Raw genomic sequence first — 15,046 nt, 5'->3', positions numbered from 1 at the left:
ATCTCTGTTATTTAAATAATCTGTGATTTTAACACGCTTTATAGGCTTAATCAGCATACAAGCCATGGCTATTTATGTAGTCTATGACCGAGTTTGGTAGCCATTGTTCCAAATATGCGACGTTTTGTTGTGAAATTGCCGCTCTTACCGTGCTTGAAGCAATGTCTTTTTGCTCTCCAGAGAGGAAGTAGCAATGGCCAGCAAGAGTTGTATGTAACTTACTTGTGTCCGTGGTAGTCGCCTTGGTTAAATAGGCTGCGACCTCGGCACTTGGCGCACATGTTTCACCGGGACGCTGATAAACGACTAGATGACACAGTGTAGTAATTTCACGCCACTCAAACCAAGTATGTAAGTTGTTGAGCGAATCCATCCCCATTAAAAAGGTAATCGCCGCCTTTGGGTGCTCTGCGCGAAGCTCACGCAATGTTAATAACGTATATGAAGGCCCTTGGCGTAACAGCTCACGTGTATCGATAGTCATTTTCTCATGACCAGAAATAACTTTAGCAAGCATAGACAGGCGGTGTTCATCACTGATTTTAGGGCGCTGTTTATGTACGGGAATAGCACAAGGGAGCAGTTTTAATTGGTTAAGGCCCAGCGCATCAATACAACGAGCAGCCATATTTAAGTGGCCTAAATGAGGCGGATCAAAGGTGCCACCAAAGAGTGCTATCATAGATGTTCGCTCTGACTGATTGGCAAGGGTATGATAAGTGGTGTCGCAAAAGCCAGTGCTATGTGAGCAAGCGCTTGGTACGGAGCTGTGATCCTTGCTTCTTTATAAGCGCTATCGAAATCGGCCATCAAGCTCAATAGTTGCTTAATTTGCTCAATCGTTAGCCTATCTAACGCACGTTGCGTAAGTGCTTGTTGATTTTTCCACACATTGTACTTTTTAAAGGCTTCTGGCAGTGCTGTACCTGCTTGCCAAAGCGATTTAACCCCTAATAAAGTGCGAGCCTGATTTTGTAGTGTCCACAAAATACTAGCAGGTTCTACATTATCGCTTGCAAGCTTATTGAGTACCTTGATGATTTGTTTTGAGTTACCGCTTAGCAGCCCCGTATTTAAATCAAAAATATCGAATTTAGATTGATTCAATAGGCCGCTTAATATTTGTTGTTCGTCAACAGAACTTTTACCAAATAGTAGTGAAAGCTTTTCAAGTTCTTGATGGGTCGCAAGCAGGTTGCCTTCAGTTGCAACTAGCAGAGCACGCTTTGCTTGTGGGGATATGGTGAGTTTTAAACGCTTACACTCATCGTCAAACCAGCGCTCTAAATGCCGACCAGTCAGCGCATAGCAAGGTACAAACAAACCCTTTGCTTCTATTGCTTTGAACCAAGCTGTGCGTTGGATATCTTGTCCTGCACTCAGTCCTTTAAAAATCACAATGACGTCAGGGTTAACCTGTTCTGCAAGTGATTTTAGTACTGAGACCCCCTGAGTTGGGACTTTTTGCTCATTGAAATCGAACTCAATCAAGGTACGAGCGCTAAACAGTGACATACTGTTGTACTGTGCACTCAATTCTTGCCAGTCGAACCCGGGCAACAATGAAAATTTAATAACTTCATCAAAGCCTTGCTGTTTCGCGGTGTTCCGAATAGCAAGTACACACTCACCTTGCTGGAAGGGTTCTTCGCCAAAAACTAAGTAAAAAGGAGCGAGCCCTTTTGCTAAAGAACCGGATAGTTGATTGGCATAACAACGCATTACAGCTGTGACAACTCTCTGATGATCCGTTGACTCGCAATGCGGCGCATTTCAGTCAAAATAAGCTCAAGTTCTTTTGCTTTTGCCAGTGCGTTATCAGGGTCATCTTGATAATTACGATACAACTCAAACATTTGCTCTACAGGCGCTTGTCCAGGTCGACTTAAACGATATGAAACGCGATAGGCTAATTCGTATTGCGCAACTTGGCCATTTTTAAACAAACTCAGTGTTTGACGTTCAAGCGCATCGGCATATAAGTATAACTCGGCGGCTTGCTTTGAGTCTTTGGGTGTTAAAGAGACTTGCGCGCGCACTAAGTCATTGTGAAGCTGTTCAAACAAGGCTGAACGTTTATCATCCGCGCTTAACGTAATCTCTTTCAAGTCATCAGGCAGATAAGAGGCTTGCTTGAGGTGAAAACCGCAGCTCGCCACGAAGAAGCAAGCTAGCAAAAATGCTAGCTTACTGAATTGCCAAAATAGGCTACGCATCTTAGTTTGCAACCACATTAAGTAGTTTACCAGGAACATAGATCACCTTACGAATGGTCTTGCCGTCAGTAAACTTAGTGACGTTTTCTTCGCTAAATGCAATCGCTTCAACTTGCTCTTGCGTTGCATCTGCCGCTACGGTGATTTTAGAGCGCAGTTTACCGTTTACTTGTACTACGATAAGCTTTTCATCTTCAACTAGTGCGCTTTGGTCGACGATAGGCCATGCCGCATCAAGAATATCACCAGCTTTGCCAAGCTCAGTCCACAGCTCGTGACACATGTGCGGTGTGATAGGCGCAAGCATGATCACCATAGCTTCTAGTGCTTCGTTTGCTAGTGCAATGTCTTGCTCATCACTAAGTGGCGCTTTGATAAGCTTATTTGAAAGCTCCATCACCGCCGCAATTGCCGTATTAAACGTTTGGCGACGTTCAATATCGTCGGTCACTTTTGCAATGGCTTTGTGGATGTCGCGACGTAGCGTCTTTTGTGCTGCATTTAGTTTGCTTAAATCAAGCTCGGCAGTGCCTGCTTGCTTTACGTCAACCGCGTATTTCCAAATACGACGAAGGAAACGGTGCGCACCTTCAACGCCTGAGTCAGACCATTCTAGTGTTTGCTCAGGTGGTGCCGTAAACATCATGAATAAGCGCACCGTGTCAGCGCCGTATTGTTTGATAACCGTTTGCGGGTCAATACCATTGTTCTTCGACTTAGACATTTTGCTCATGCCTGCTGAGAATACTGGCTCGCCGTCTTCTTTATGCCACGCTTTAGTGATGCGGCCTTTGTCGTCAGTCTCAGTTAATACGTCAGTTGGTGAAATCCATACGTCTCCACCTTTTTCGTCCTTACGATAGTAAGTATCGGCAAGTACCATACCTTGACACAGAAGGCGCTCAAATGGCTCATCTGAGTTTACTAACCCGAAGTCACGCAGTAGTTTGTGGAAGAAGCGTGCGTACAGTAGATGTAAAATAGCGTGCTCGATACCACCAATGTATTGGTTGACGGGTAACCAGTAGTTTGCAGCGCCAGGCTCAAGCATGCCCTCATCGTAGCGCGGACTACAATAACGTGCATAATACCAAGACGATTCCATAAAGGTATCAAAGGTGTCAGTTTCGTGGAATACCGCTTCGCCATTTACAGTGGCTTTTGCCCATTCAGGATCTGCTTTAATTGGAGAGGTTACGCCGTTCATCACCACGTCTTCAGGTAGACGAACAGGTAGCATATCAGCCGGTGCTGCAAGCTCAGAACCATCTTCTTTGTTTAACATTGGGATAGGAGAACCCCAATAACGCTGACGACTCACACCCCAATCACGAAGGCGGAAGTTGACTTTACGTTTACCAACACCTAGTGCTTCTAACTTAGTTGCAATAGCATTAAAAGCAGCTTCGAAATCTAAGCCATCAAACTCACCGGAGTTTATTAGCGTGCCTTTTTCAGTAAACGCTGCTTCTGCTAGGTTTGCTTCYGCTTCAGCGCCTGCTAGTGGCTGAATGACTTGTTTGATCTCAAGACCGTAAGCGGTGGCAAACTCATAGTCACGTTGGTCGTGACCAGGAACTGCCATGACTGCGCCTGAGCCGTAATCCATCAAGACAAAGTTAGCAACCCAAATAGGTACTTCTTGCCCTGTGAGTGGGTGAATAGCGGTAAAGCCTGTCGCGATGCCTTTTTTCTCCATTGTTGCCATATCTGCTTCAGCAATCTTGGTGTTTTTGCACTCTTCAACAAAGCGAGAAATTGCATCACTGTTTTTCGCAGCTTCCTGAGCGATAGGGTGGCCTGCTGCAACAGCGACATAAGTCACACCCATAAATGTATCTGGGCGAGTGGTGTATACCGTGAAGCTTTCGTTATTATCAGCGCGTTTAAAGTCGATTTCAACGCCTTCTGAGCGACCGATCCAGTTGCGCTGCATCGTCTTAACTTGCTCAGGCCAATGCTCAAGTTTGTCTAAGTCGTCAAGTAACTCTTGAGCATAGTCAGTAATTTTAATGAACCATTGTGGAATTTCTTTTTGCTCAACAATGGCACCAGAGCGCCAGCCACGGCCATCAATAACTTGTTCGTTAGCCAGTACAGTTTGGTCTACTGGATCCCAGTTTACTGTCGACATTTTCTTGTACACCAAGCCTTTCTCATAAAGCTTAGTGAAGAACCACTGCTCCCATTTATAATATTCTGGGTGACAAGTGGCAATTTCACGATCCCAATCATAACCAAAGCCAAGCTGTTTTAGCTGGTTACGCATGTAATCGATATTCTCATACGTCCATTTAGCTGGTGCAGTGTTATTTTTGATTGCCGCATTTTCAGCTGGTAAGCCAAACGCATCCCAACCCATAGGCTGCATTACGTTTTTGCCTTGAAGGCGTTGGAAACGAGAAACCACATCACCAATGGTGTAGTTACGTACGTGACCCATGTGGAGACGGCCACTTGGGTATGGGAACATTGAGAGGCAGTAGTACTTCTCTTTACTTTCGTCTTCGACAACTTTGAAGGTGTTGTTTTCTTCCCAGTACGACTGTACTTTGGCTTCGATATCTTGCGGGTTATATTGCTCTTGCATCTAGGTTTCCAAACATCTGGCAAATTTAATAGAAAATTGCCCGATAGCATACCCGAATTTAGCCTGCAATCACAGCACCAAAATACCTTAATTTTTATCCACTATACCGTTACAGCAATGGATATAACGATGCTCACTCGAATGGGGCTGAAATTGTAAAAATTTTACATCACAAAAAACTGTACTAGCATTAATTTAAAGATTTTTTATTGCTCTTTGTGCGAGGAAATATGAAAAAACTATTGCTGTGCTCAACTCTGTTTACCTGTTTTAGCGTATCTGCTGCGACTTCATCCACCGTAACATTAGTATCTGACTATCTCTTTAACGGGGTAAGTCAAACAGGTGAAGACCCTGCGCTTCAAGCGAGCTTTGATTGGGCTGGTGACTCTGGCTTGTACGCAGGTGTATGGGCTTCTAACGTTGATTTTGGTGATGATACAGATATCGAGTTTGACGGCTACGTTGGCTATTACACCGCGTTAACTTCGTCAATTAATATAGATATAGGTATTGCTCAATATACCTATCATGGTGGCGACATTAGCGATGATTATAACTATGCAGAGGCGTACGCTAAATTTAACTACGGCAATACGAACTTAAACTTTTGGCATGCTTGGGACTACTTTGGAACAGGAGCCGGGCACAGTATTGTGATGCTTACTCATGACTTTCCGTTAACAGAGCGCTTATCGTTTGGTGTCGGCGTGGATTACTCAATGAGTCACGATGAAGATAAATGGCAGTGGGAGTCTGGGGATGATTATCTCCATTGGCGGGCTACGTTTAATTACGCCATTGAAGGGTGGAACTTGTCGTTAGGATATGAAGATACCGACCTCGATACACAGGGGGATTCAACTATTTTGGCGACCGTATCTAGAACATTTAATTTCTGAGGGATGAAATATGAAGCTAATTATCGCGTTTTTTGCCGTTACTTTGTCTTGGCTTGCCACCGCAGAAACAGTTTATCTGACATCATTATCATGGCCACCCTATTCAGATAAATCACTACAAGAGCAAGGGGCATCAGTGGCCGTTGCAAAAGCGGCATTTGCGGCTGAAGGACACACGTTGGAGGTGGAGTTTTTTCCATGGTCGAGAGCGGTTAAAACGGCTTCCTCGTCCGGCTCTAAATACGTCGGCTATTTTCCTGAATATTATTATGACACCCAAGAGTTTGTGTTTTCTGAGCCAATGGGTTCGGGGCCGCTTGGATTAGTACAAAACAAAAGCGCGCCAATTAGTTTTACTGGAGTAAATGACCTTAAGGGAATGAAGATAGGCGTTGTACAAGATTATGTGAATACACAAGAGCTAGATGCCATGATAGCCAGTGGTGCGATTGTGGGTGAAGCCGTGCCGTCAGATGTATTGAATGTCAAAAAAGTGGGGGCGAAACGGATCCCAGCAGCGGTGATTGATGCCAATGTGTTGCGCTATTTGCTGCAAACAGACAGCTCATTGGCACGCTTTAAAGACGCGGTGGAAATGAATGCCACCTTGTTACAAGAGAAGCAGCTATATATTGCATTTAGAAATGATGAACAGGGTAAAAAGTGGCAGCAAATCTATAACTCTGGCCTAAAGAAAATAGATGTGCAGAGTATTATGGCTAAGTTTTTAAACTAGGAGGCTTACTTTGACTCGATCAATATTGTTCCGTCTTATCCTGACAACCTTGCTTTCAATGGGAACGGTTTTGCTGTTATTCGGAGTATATGATTATGTGAATCAAAGTATGGTTCTGAAACAAAAACTGGATACTGATGTTGCGTTAGCGCAAGAGAGAATGGGCTTAGCATTGCCTAACGCCGTTTGGAACTTTCAAGAGCAGCAAGTTAAAAAGTTTATAGAGGCAGAGGCAAAGTCTGACAAAATTGCCAAAGTTGTTGTGAGCGATATGGAAGGCGCAACATTTGCGCAAACTGAAGGTACAGAAACGGCCGGTGTGTTGAAAAGCAAACTTATATTTGATGATGGCGGCAGCGAGAATGAAGTCGGCTGGCTCACCGTCTATGTTGACTCAAACTCTATTGACGATGCGTTACGAGGGCTTGCCTTTAGTTCGATTATAAAGGTCTTATTACTGGGAGCCATTCTTGTTGCCGTGCTGTCGTTCATTTTTCAACGATTGGTTGTCTCACCGTTGGATGAAGTGGCTGAAAAAATGGCGACAATCGCAAGCGGTGAGGGGGATTTAACGCAACAGATAGTCGTAAAACGCGATGACGAAATTGGTCGACTGGCTTCATCCTTTAATGAATTTGAACACAAAATTGCCGAGTTGATAAACCATGTTAAAAAGTCGGTTGATGATTCTTTTGTTGTATCGGAAAACATCAGCAGTGTGAGTTCCGAAGGCGTTGACTTTTTGACGTCACAGCAGGCAGAAACGGATCAGATAGCGACCGCAATTACGCAAATGGCCTCTTCTGCATTGGAGATTGAAAATAATGCAAAATTAACTCTTGAGTCCGCCGAGACTGCAAATACCGAAGCTAATAAGGTAAGAGAGGCTTTTCAGCAATCGATTCATGCGATTGAAGAGCTTGTCGAGCAACTTGACGAAGCTGCAACCGTAATAAGTTCACTGGAGTCGAGTGTCCAGGGCATTGTTTCGGTTTTAGATGTGATTCAATCGATTGCAGAACAAACTAATTTGCTGGCGCTCAATGCTGCGATAGAAGCTGCAAGAGCGGGCGAGCAGGGGCGAGGGTTTGCGGTGGTTGCAGATGAAGTGCGCTCTTTAGCAAGCCGCACCCAATCTAGTACGGCCGAAATCCACGATACAATAAATCAGTTACAACACGGTTCCCAATCAGCGGTTGCGGTAATGGAAAAGAGTAAAGGGAAAGGTACTGAAAGTATGTCGGCTGCTAATTTAGCAAGTGAGTCATTGGTGAGTATAACAGGCTCTGTTGAGTCGATAACGCACATGTCTAGCCATATTTCATCCGCTGTATCGGAGCAAAGTACGGTTGCTGAAGCGTTAAGTAAAAATATAAATGAAGCCGTTACAGCAGGGCAGGGGGGCATGTCTAAAATTCAGCAGGTACAAATATACTCTGATGACATGAAGGCGTTAGCCTCTAAGTTACAAGCTTTAGTGAAGGTCTTTAAAACGTAAGCTTAACATCATACCAACTAGCCTTAATACTTGCTCAATTTGAAGGAGTAAATCTGACACTAACAGCACTAAAAACTTCTTATTTTGAACAGCTAAATCGGCATGAGCAGGAGGCGGCAGCGGTGTTATCGACAGGGTTTTCTCGCTTTAAAATAGACCACTGATTAAGATGATTAATAATACTCGCCTACGTTCATAAGCTACCAATATATTGCTTGCCCTGCTGGAGGGGCTAATAGACGAAACAGTGCTTGGTATATCTGGTCTACACTTAAGTGAAAGGCAAAAACAGGAGCGCAGTAATGGCGGATTATCAAAAATGGTTAGATCAATTCTCTGATTGGCTAAAAGATGTAAAAGAACACGAAGTGGATGACTTATCCAAGCGATTTTGGGAGGTGCAACGGGCATTAAAAGATTACACCAAGCAGACCTTTGATGATTACAGCTACTATTTAAAGCGTGACCTAGAACATTTGCTTGAAAACAAATCCTTCTATGATGAAGCGGCTTGGAGTGAGCTCAAAGCCAATATTTTATTCGAAATATCTCAATTAGAAGATAGAACGCAGCTTGAGTGGTCTGCCCTTTTAAAAGATTTTGAGCATCAAGGCATTTATAAAGAGGGCGAATGGATAGCATTGGGACAATTAGTGTGTAAGAATTGTGGCTATAAATTAGATGTTTATTATGCCATCAAGATCCCAGCGTGCAGTGAATGTGGGCATGGGGAATATACTAGAAAAGCATTAGCGCCCTAAAAAGTAGGCGCTTAGCTTGGTTGCCCTGAACTGAGCAGACCAACGTATGCGAACAATACAAAGAAGTTAGAATGACCAAATCCAAATTGTCGTCTGAAAAATCATTACAGGCAAGCCAGCTTGCACCATCGGTTTCGTTGAATCATATTGAAAATTGTATCCAAAATCCGTATCCAGAGGCACTTCCTTTTATTGGCCAACAGCGCGCTCAAACCGCATTAGACTTTGCTCTGGGTATGGAGTTACCAGGTTATAATGTCTATGTGATGGGTGAGGCGGCATTAGGCCGTTTTACTATGGTAAAAGATAAATTAGAAGCGCACAGTAAAACAAAGCCAACGCCTAAGGAGTGGTTGTACGTTAATAATTACGACGACCACCGCGAGCCAATTGCACTATTTATGCAAGCAGGTGAGAGTAAGCAGCTTGAAGCTGATATAGACGCATTTATTGATGAAATCTTAGATACTTTTCCAGCCGCTTTTGACAATCCAGGTTATCAACGCAAGAAAAAGTCATTAGATAAAGAGTTTGAGCAAAAATACGATGCTGCGATCACTGCTGTTGAGCAGCAAGCTACCAATATGAGCGTGGCACTGATTGAAGACACAGGTACAGTGGGCTTTGCGCCTGTGGTCGAGGGTAAGCAACTCAGCGATACAGAGTTTTCGGCACTAGATGAGCACGTTCAAGCGCATTTTTTGACAGCGATAGAAACGTTAGAAGATGCGTTAATTGAATCTCTTATTGAGTTGCCAAGGTGGAAGCGTGAATCTTCAGAGCGATTGCGTAATCTTAAAAAGACCACCATTGAAATGGCGACCAAGCCACTTTTAAAAGCCCTTGAGCACAAGTATGCCGCGCACATCGGTGTGCTGCGTTATCTCAAAGATCTCAAAGTTGAAATTGTCGACGCGGTACTAGACTGGTTAGATGACGACAGTAGTAATGATGAAAATAAAGATGACTTTGATTCAAAAGGGATGCTAACAGACTTTTTTGCCCCCAATATTTTGGTTGAATTTAAAGAAGACGATCCTGCTCCTGTTGTATACGAGCCAAACCCTACCTTTGGCAATATCTTTGGCAAGGTAGAATACGCAACGTCTCAGGGTAACCTGATCACTAGCTATCGCTCTATACAGGCTGGTGCCTTACATCGCGCTAATGGTGGCTATTTGATCATGGATGCGGAAAAAGTGTTGGCCAACGCGCAAGTATGGGATGGCCTCAAGCTATCGCTAAAAACCCATCAAATTAAAAATGATTTACCATATCAAGATAACTCTGTTGGTAGCAGCTTTACCTTAAAGCCGCAGTTGATACCATTAGATGTAAAAATAATCCTGCTTGGCTCGCGAGATTTGTATTACACCATAGGTGAATACGATGAAGAGTTTGCAGAGCTATTTAGAGTATTGGCTGACTTTGATTACTATTTACCGAGTTCAGATAAAATGCAGTACCAATTCATCACCAAAGTGATGGAGTATTGTACTGAGACTTTGAAGATTGAACTGAGTTCTTCAGCGTTGGCACGAATGCTCAAGTTTAGTTATCGCCAAGCGGAGCATCATAGCAAGCTTTCTGCACGTTTTGCTGATGTTTTAGAGCTGGTGGCTGAAGCGAGTTTTTATGCTAAACAAGACGGTGTCAATCAGATAGCTGCCAATCATATTGATGAGGCGATAGCTGGAAAAGAGTATCGAACAGGTCAGTTGAGTGAAAATATGCTCAGTGATATTCAAGAAGGACATACGTTAATTGCAACCGAAGGTACGGCTATCGGTAAGGTTAACGGGCTAACTGTACTGCATATTGGCGATACCGCATTTGGTACTCCCGCTCGTATTACGTCTACGGTATACGCCGGTGCAGATGGCGTTATTGATGTTGAACGTGAGGTAGATTTAGGTAAATCAATTCACTCAAAAGGGGTAATGTTACTGACGGGGTATCTAGGTAATAAATACGCGCAAGATTTTAGTTTAACGCTTAGTGCCAACATTGCCATTGAGCAAAACTATGGTTTTATCGATGGTGATAGTGCATCCCTTGCTGAACTTTGTGCGCTGCTATCGGCGGTGACGCAATTACCGGTCGATCAATCTCTGGCGCTAACTGGGTCTATTAACCAACACGGTGAAGTACAAGCTATTGGTGGTGTCAACGAAAAAATCGAGGGCTTTTTTAAACTCTGCAAAATGCGCGGCCTAACTGGTAAGCAAGGGGTTATCATTCCTGAGTCAAATACAGTGAATTTAGTATTAGACGACGAAGTGATTGCCGCTGTGGAAAAAGGCTTATTCCATGTGTATGCCGTAGCTACTGTGGATGAAGCGCTTAGTTTGTTAATGAATAAAGCCGCAGGAGAGCTGAGTGAAGAGGGCTATCCTGAAGACAGTATCAATGCGGTTGCAATGGCGAAGCTAGAGCGTATTGCAAAAGTGGTAAACGGCGATGATGACAAAGGAGAAGAAAGCCATGACAACAACTAATATTATCCTTGTTATTATAGCGTTGGTCATTGCGGTAATGTTTTTTCGAGGTGGCCAAAAGCAAAAGCAACTTGCCCAGCTTAATCGGGTTCAAGCCATAGACTTTTTAAAAGAGAATGAGAAGCGTGCTGAAGTACATAAAACTGACTCAGGTCTTCAGTACGAAATCATTACGCAAACCGAAGGCGGCAAACAACCCAGTGCAACGAGCAAAGTGAAAGTGCACTATCATGGCACCTTACTTGATGGCTCCGTATTTGACAGTTCTGTTTTGCGTGACCAACCAATTAGCTTTGGACTTAATCAAGTGATCCCAGGGTGGACAGAAGGGGTGCAGCTGATGACAGAAGGGGATAAATATCGCTTTTGGATTAGCCCTGATTTAGGCTATGGTGACCGTGCAGCAGGTAAAATCGAACCCGGTTCATTATTGGTGTTTGAAGTCGAGTTATTAGCGATAGAGTAATAAGGTTACAATCATAAAGGTATACGCATAGCACTGCGTATACCTGAGTTACTTAATGCGGCAATTATCTACCTTCACCAATCCAGTCTTTAAGCCAGACACCGGACTCTTTTAGTTGACTATCCACGAAGTTTTGATTGGCACACGTATTTCTTTTCCAAATAGCGCCGCTGCGAAAGTCATCAGAATAATTCCAGTTGGTCCAACTGATCTTCTTGCGCTTCATCAGATCGATATACTTCTGCGTACTAATTCGGTCATTAGAACCATCGCCATCATAGTTTTGTGCGCCCCACTCACTAACAAATACAGGCAGCAGATCTGACGCCTTATCAAGGACTGAGCGATAACTGTCTTGGTGTGATGCTGCGTAAAAGTGAAAGGTATACATGATGTTATTGAATGGAACCGGATCATTGAGCACATCTTCAACGCTGCCGCCGCTAGAATGACCAAAGGTTGCCCAGCCATGAGTGCCAACAAGTACGATAGCATCTGATTGAATGGCACGGATCACAGGAATAATCTGTTCGCTATATTCACGTACCGTAGTCCATGTGACGTTATTAGGTTCGTTCGCGATATCATAGATGATATTTTTACGGTGTTTGTTTGCTGTCACTATATCGGTGAAAAATCGCTTTGCAAGCTCAAGGTTAGCGTTTGGATCGCCAGGTGTAAGTTGGTGCCAGTCTACTAATACATACAAGCCACGTTGACTGGCCATATCAATCAGTTTATTCATTTCATCCGTGAATTTCTCTGGATTCGTAGCATATCCGCCTTCTTGTACGTACATGCTTAGGCGAATAATATCCGCTTGCCAGTCAACAGCAAGTGTGTCGAGTGATAGATCTGTTAAGCATTTTTCCAGTCCATACCATTGCAGTCCATGACTACTCATACCGCGTAACTGAATTTTTTCTTGGCGCTCGTTACAAAGCCCAGTATCACAAACTGAAAGTTGTCCATGACGTTCAAAAGGCGTGATCCGAGTATTGCTATCACAACGCCCTAAGTATTGCCATGCCGAGCTGGTTCCTGGCTCTGACTGCGTCCACCAATTGGCTTGATAGAGTTTATTTTGATGTTGCATTTTATCATTGGTATTGGCATGAGTTGGGACTCCTTGCCAGTTTGTTTGTGGCCAGTCAGGGTAAGTATTGATACCATCACAAGTGATGGCTTGTGCCTGACTCATACCAAGGCCTACCGCCACAGCGGCTGCAGTTAAATTGATTGATTTCATTATAATGTCCTTTACATGTGTATTGTTGTTTTGCTGGCTGCTAGAAAGGCATTGATTATCTGAAGCTCCGATTATCTAGCCCAGCACACTCTAATCTAACTAAGAAAATATAGGTACGTCTTAGACTTTAGTCTGAACCTGATCGTAAAGTATTAAAATTGGATAGATATGTGCCAAAGAGAGTAACAGAGATAAAGTAGTGGCTAATCTTAGGCTTAGAATAGGGAATGAGACAACTGGCTTATTTTCTTTGACCGCATGCGATAAAAAGCGCCACGAATTATTTATTTAATCTGAGGTTTGAGTGGGGAATGCGATTTACCTGCATCATGTAGGCAAGGCGAGTCTATGCACCAACAGCGGGGAATTGACACTGAACCCAACACCGTTAGCGCTAAAGCTCAAGTTACTTGGTTTTGCTCTGTGTGTAGCGACTCAATAGTATGCTCGCCACTTGCTGCTTCACGGCCCGTTTATCGGTAGGGTCGACATCAAAGCGTTTAGCTAATAGCATGATTTCGTCATCAGTTAGATTGAAAGATAACCGTTGCCTCGTTTTTTTAGATTTTACTTCTAAACCGAGGATCTTCCTTATCATATCCGATGGGGTTAGCTCTTCATCTATTGCTTGTTTTTTGATACTTTTTTGCACTTCAGTGGTTAAGTCAAAGGCCATCTGTGTGGCCCTTAATGCAACTTCCTGACGTTTCCACTTACTCTCTCTGTCAGTCACGAGCTGGCTCCAGGAAACAAATCTATAATATCGCTAAGTGGTCGGCACATGGTCAGTGATACATCCGTTTCACCACCATCCCAGACTTCGATGTTGATAGCATATTTTTCATCGCTTGAAATAAGCTCTATGACTTCACAGGCTTCACCACTTTCAGCTTGATAGCGTGGTAAGGTGCGGTCACGGTAATCGCTGTCATAAAAATAGCAAACATAGGGAGCTTCACTTTGCTGATAACTTTTTCCTAAAAATCGCTCCAACGGCTCAGGTGTGGCTTGGGTATTAATGTGAGTCAGCGACTCTTCATCAAAAATCCGTGCGAACTCATCAAGACTGAAAATCGCATCGACATCTTCTCGTTGGATCTTGATTGAGAAGTTGGCGTACTCTTCACCATCGCTTTGTTCTATCTGTAAAAAAGTAACCTTGCCTGAATCACTTTCAAGCACAAATTCGTATTCGGCACTTCGTTCATATTGATATGTTTGCACCCCAATCACTTTGAGTGTTTTGCCTTTTAGCCAACTTGGGTATGCAAATGAATCAATGATAGTGAGCATATCTCCAACTTTTAGATCTTTGGCATGATCAAGTTGTCGCTCGGGTGTTTTTTTAGATTTAAAGAAACCAAACATGATGCACCTATAGGTTTATCAAAAATGATAAAAAGGAGGCTAGGCCTCCCTTCTTAAAAAATAGCAAGTTTACTTGTTTTGCTTCGCTCTAATGCGCTCAAGAATATCGTTGCTCTTTGGCGTAGAGCCAATTCCAGCTTCAGCCATTTTTGCTTTTAAATCAGCACCACTGGCAGCTGCTTCTAGCTCTTTCGCCGCGGCGAGTTGGTCTTGTCTATCTTGTTGGCGCTGCTTGATACGCTCAAGAGATTGACGGGCATTTACCATTGATGACTCATTGGTGTTTAGTGTGCTGTTCACTGCCATGGTCGCTTTTTGAACGCTGTCTGTGGTTTTAACCATAGTCAGTTGGCGTTGATTTTCCTTTATCGACTTTTCGGCTTCTTTAATTTGTTGCTTTAATAAGATTACATGTTTACTAAAGCCATCTAGCACTTGTTGGTGCTCTGCACGCTCATCTTCAAATTCGCTGATTTTCTCTGCTATTTCAACCGCAAGCGCTTCATTACCCTTTTCTAGTGCTTCACCTGCGTAGTTTTCATGTTCAATGATACTGTCTTCAAGCGATGCGAGTTTGCGCTTAGTTTGCATTTCTTTAGCCATCACTTCAGTAAGGCTTTTCTTTGCTTTGGCTAACGCGTTTTTGGCATCTGCAATCTCTTGTTCGAAAATACGGATGCCGTTTGCATCAACAATTGATTCACCAACTTCTCTCGCACCACCACGAACCGCAGTAAATAATTTCTTTAAAATACTCATTTC

14 protein-coding genes are annotated in these 15,046 nt (G+C 43.4%); 6 read left to right on the top strand and 8 right to left on the bottom strand.

Features of this window, described 5'->3' with window-relative positions:
• Positions 1-46: 46 nt before the first annotated feature.
• From nadD to leuS, 4 genes are read right to left on the bottom strand one after another with little or no spacing between them, the layout of a single operon-like run.
• Positions 47-682, bottom strand: coding sequence for a nicotinate-nucleotide adenylyltransferase (gene nadD / locus EAG18_RS02740; protein ID WP_125250878.1), 636 nt, complete (start codon positions 680-682; stop codon positions 47-49).
• Complete coding sequence (gene holA / locus EAG18_RS02735; RefSeq protein WP_125250877.1) at positions 679-1,722, bottom strand: DNA polymerase III subunit delta; 1,044 nt, start codon at positions 1,720-1,722, stop codon at positions 679-681. Before holA ends, nadD begins: the two co-directional genes overlap by 4 nt.
• Positions 1,722-2,234: an LPS assembly lipoprotein LptE gene (lptE, locus tag EAG18_RS02730; protein ID WP_125250975.1), complete on the bottom strand. Its 513-nt coding sequence runs from the start codon at positions 2,232-2,234 to the stop codon at positions 1,722-1,724. Before lptE ends, holA begins: the two co-directional genes overlap by 1 nt.
• Positions 2,218-4,806, bottom strand: a complete 2,589-nt coding sequence (gene leuS, locus EAG18_RS02725; RefSeq protein WP_125250876.1) for a leucine--tRNA ligase — start codon at positions 4,804-4,806, stop codon at positions 2,218-2,220. The genes lptE and leuS overlap by 17 nt, the downstream gene beginning before the upstream one ends.
• Before the next feature lie 230 nt (positions 4,807-5,036).
• On the opposite strand from leuS, the gene EAG18_RS02720 reads away from it, so the two are divergent.
• From EAG18_RS02720 to EAG18_RS02695, 6 genes are all read left to right on the top strand, one after another.
• Positions 5,037-5,708: a TorF family putative porin gene (locus tag EAG18_RS02720; protein ID WP_125250875.1), complete on the top strand. Its 672-nt coding sequence runs from the start codon at positions 5,037-5,039 to the stop codon at positions 5,706-5,708.
• 10 nt (positions 5,709-5,718) lie between these two features.
• Positions 5,719-6,444 carry an ABC transporter substrate-binding protein gene (locus tag EAG18_RS02715; protein ID WP_125250874.1) on the top strand — a complete coding sequence of 242 codons (726 nt, stop codon included), beginning with the start codon at positions 5,719-5,721 and terminating at the stop codon, positions 6,442-6,444.
• 10 nt (positions 6,445-6,454) lie between these two features.
• Complete coding sequence (locus EAG18_RS02710) at positions 6,455-7,942, top strand: methyl-accepting chemotaxis protein (protein ID WP_125250873.1); 1,488 nt, start codon at positions 6,455-6,457, stop codon at positions 7,940-7,942.
• Positions 7,943-8,244: 302 nt separating this feature from the next.
• Positions 8,245-8,703, top strand: a complete 459-nt coding sequence (locus tag EAG18_RS02705) for a hypothetical protein (RefSeq protein WP_125250872.1) — start codon at positions 8,245-8,247, stop codon at positions 8,701-8,703.
• 71 nt (positions 8,704-8,774) lie between these two features.
• On the top strand, positions 8,775-11,201 hold the full coding sequence (locus EAG18_RS02700; protein WP_125250871.1) for an ATP-binding protein: 2,427 nt from the start codon (positions 8,775-8,777) through the stop codon (positions 11,199-11,201).
• Positions 11,188-11,667, top strand: coding sequence for an FKBP-type peptidyl-prolyl cis-trans isomerase (locus EAG18_RS02695; protein WP_125250870.1), 480 nt, complete (start codon positions 11,188-11,190; stop codon positions 11,665-11,667). The genes EAG18_RS02700 and EAG18_RS02695 overlap by 14 nt, the downstream gene beginning before the upstream one ends.
• A 64-nt stretch (positions 11,668-11,731) precedes the next feature.
• Here EAG18_RS02695 and EAG18_RS02690 read toward each other — a convergent pair whose 3' ends face one another.
• The 4 genes from EAG18_RS02690 to EAG18_RS02675 form a co-directional block, all read right to left on the bottom strand.
• Entirely contained in the window at positions 11,732-12,916 is a 1,185-nt protein-coding gene (locus EAG18_RS02690) for a cellulase family glycosylhydrolase (protein WP_125250869.1), read from the bottom strand.
• A 406-nt stretch (positions 12,917-13,322) separates the two neighbouring features.
• Positions 13,323-13,649, bottom strand: coding sequence for a hypothetical protein (locus EAG18_RS02685; RefSeq protein ID WP_125250868.1), 327 nt, complete (start codon positions 13,647-13,649; stop codon positions 13,323-13,325).
• Positions 13,646-14,284 (bottom strand): DUF4178 domain-containing protein, encoded by a 639-nt coding sequence (locus tag EAG18_RS02680; protein WP_125250867.1) that lies wholly within the window; start codon positions 14,282-14,284, stop codon positions 13,646-13,648. The genes EAG18_RS02685 and EAG18_RS02680 overlap by 4 nt, the downstream gene beginning before the upstream one ends.
• A gap of 69 nt (positions 14,285-14,353) precedes the next feature.
• Entirely contained in the window at positions 14,354-15,043 is a 690-nt protein-coding gene (locus EAG18_RS02675; RefSeq protein WP_125250866.1) for a PspA/IM30 family protein, read from the bottom strand.
• Positions 15,044-15,046 lie beyond the last annotated feature (3 nt).

The organism is Pseudoalteromonas sp. J010, assembly GCF_003934235.1.
In the GTDB taxonomy this organism is placed as follows: Bacteria; Pseudomonadota; Gammaproteobacteria; order Enterobacterales; family Alteromonadaceae; genus Pseudoalteromonas; species Pseudoalteromonas peptidolytica.
Note: the sequence above shows the minus strand (reverse complement) of the source record. Positions and strands in the feature narration are given on the sequence as shown.

Coding starts and splice junctions, on each gene's coding strand:
- lptE (WP_125250975.1), bottom strand. CDS start 2,234: ATGTGGTTGCAAACTAAGATGCGTAGCCTATTTTGGCAATTCAGTAAG.
- EAG18_RS02720 (WP_125250875.1), top strand. CDS start 5,037: ATGAAAAAACTATTGCTGTGCTCAACTCTGTTTACCTGTTTTAGCGTA.
- nadD (WP_125250878.1), bottom strand. CDS start 682: ATGATAGCACTCTTTGGTGGCACCTTTGATCCGCCTCATTTAGGCCAC.
- EAG18_RS02715 (WP_125250874.1), top strand. CDS start 5,719: ATGAAGCTAATTATCGCGTTTTTTGCCGTTACTTTGTCTTGGCTTGCC.
- EAG18_RS02700 (WP_125250871.1), top strand. CDS start 8,775: ATGACCAAATCCAAATTGTCGTCTGAAAAATCATTACAGGCAAGCCAG.
- EAG18_RS02690 (WP_125250869.1), bottom strand. CDS start 12,916: ATGAAATCAATCAATTTAACTGCAGCCGCTGTGGCGGTAGGCCTTGGT.
- EAG18_RS02705 (WP_125250872.1), top strand. CDS start 8,245: ATGGCGGATTATCAAAAATGGTTAGATCAATTCTCTGATTGGCTAAAA.
- EAG18_RS02675 (WP_125250866.1), bottom strand. CDS start 15,043: ATGAGTATTTTAAAGAAATTATTTACTGCGGTTCGTGGTGGTGCGAGA.
- EAG18_RS02695 (WP_125250870.1), top strand. CDS start 11,188: ATGACAACAACTAATATTATCCTTGTTATTATAGCGTTGGTCATTGCG.
- holA (WP_125250877.1), bottom strand. CDS start 1,722: ATGCGTTGTTATGCCAATCAACTATCCGGTTCTTTAGCAAAAGGGCTC.
- EAG18_RS02680 (WP_125250867.1), bottom strand. CDS start 14,284: ATGTTTGGTTTCTTTAAATCTAAAAAAACACCCGAGCGACAACTTGAT.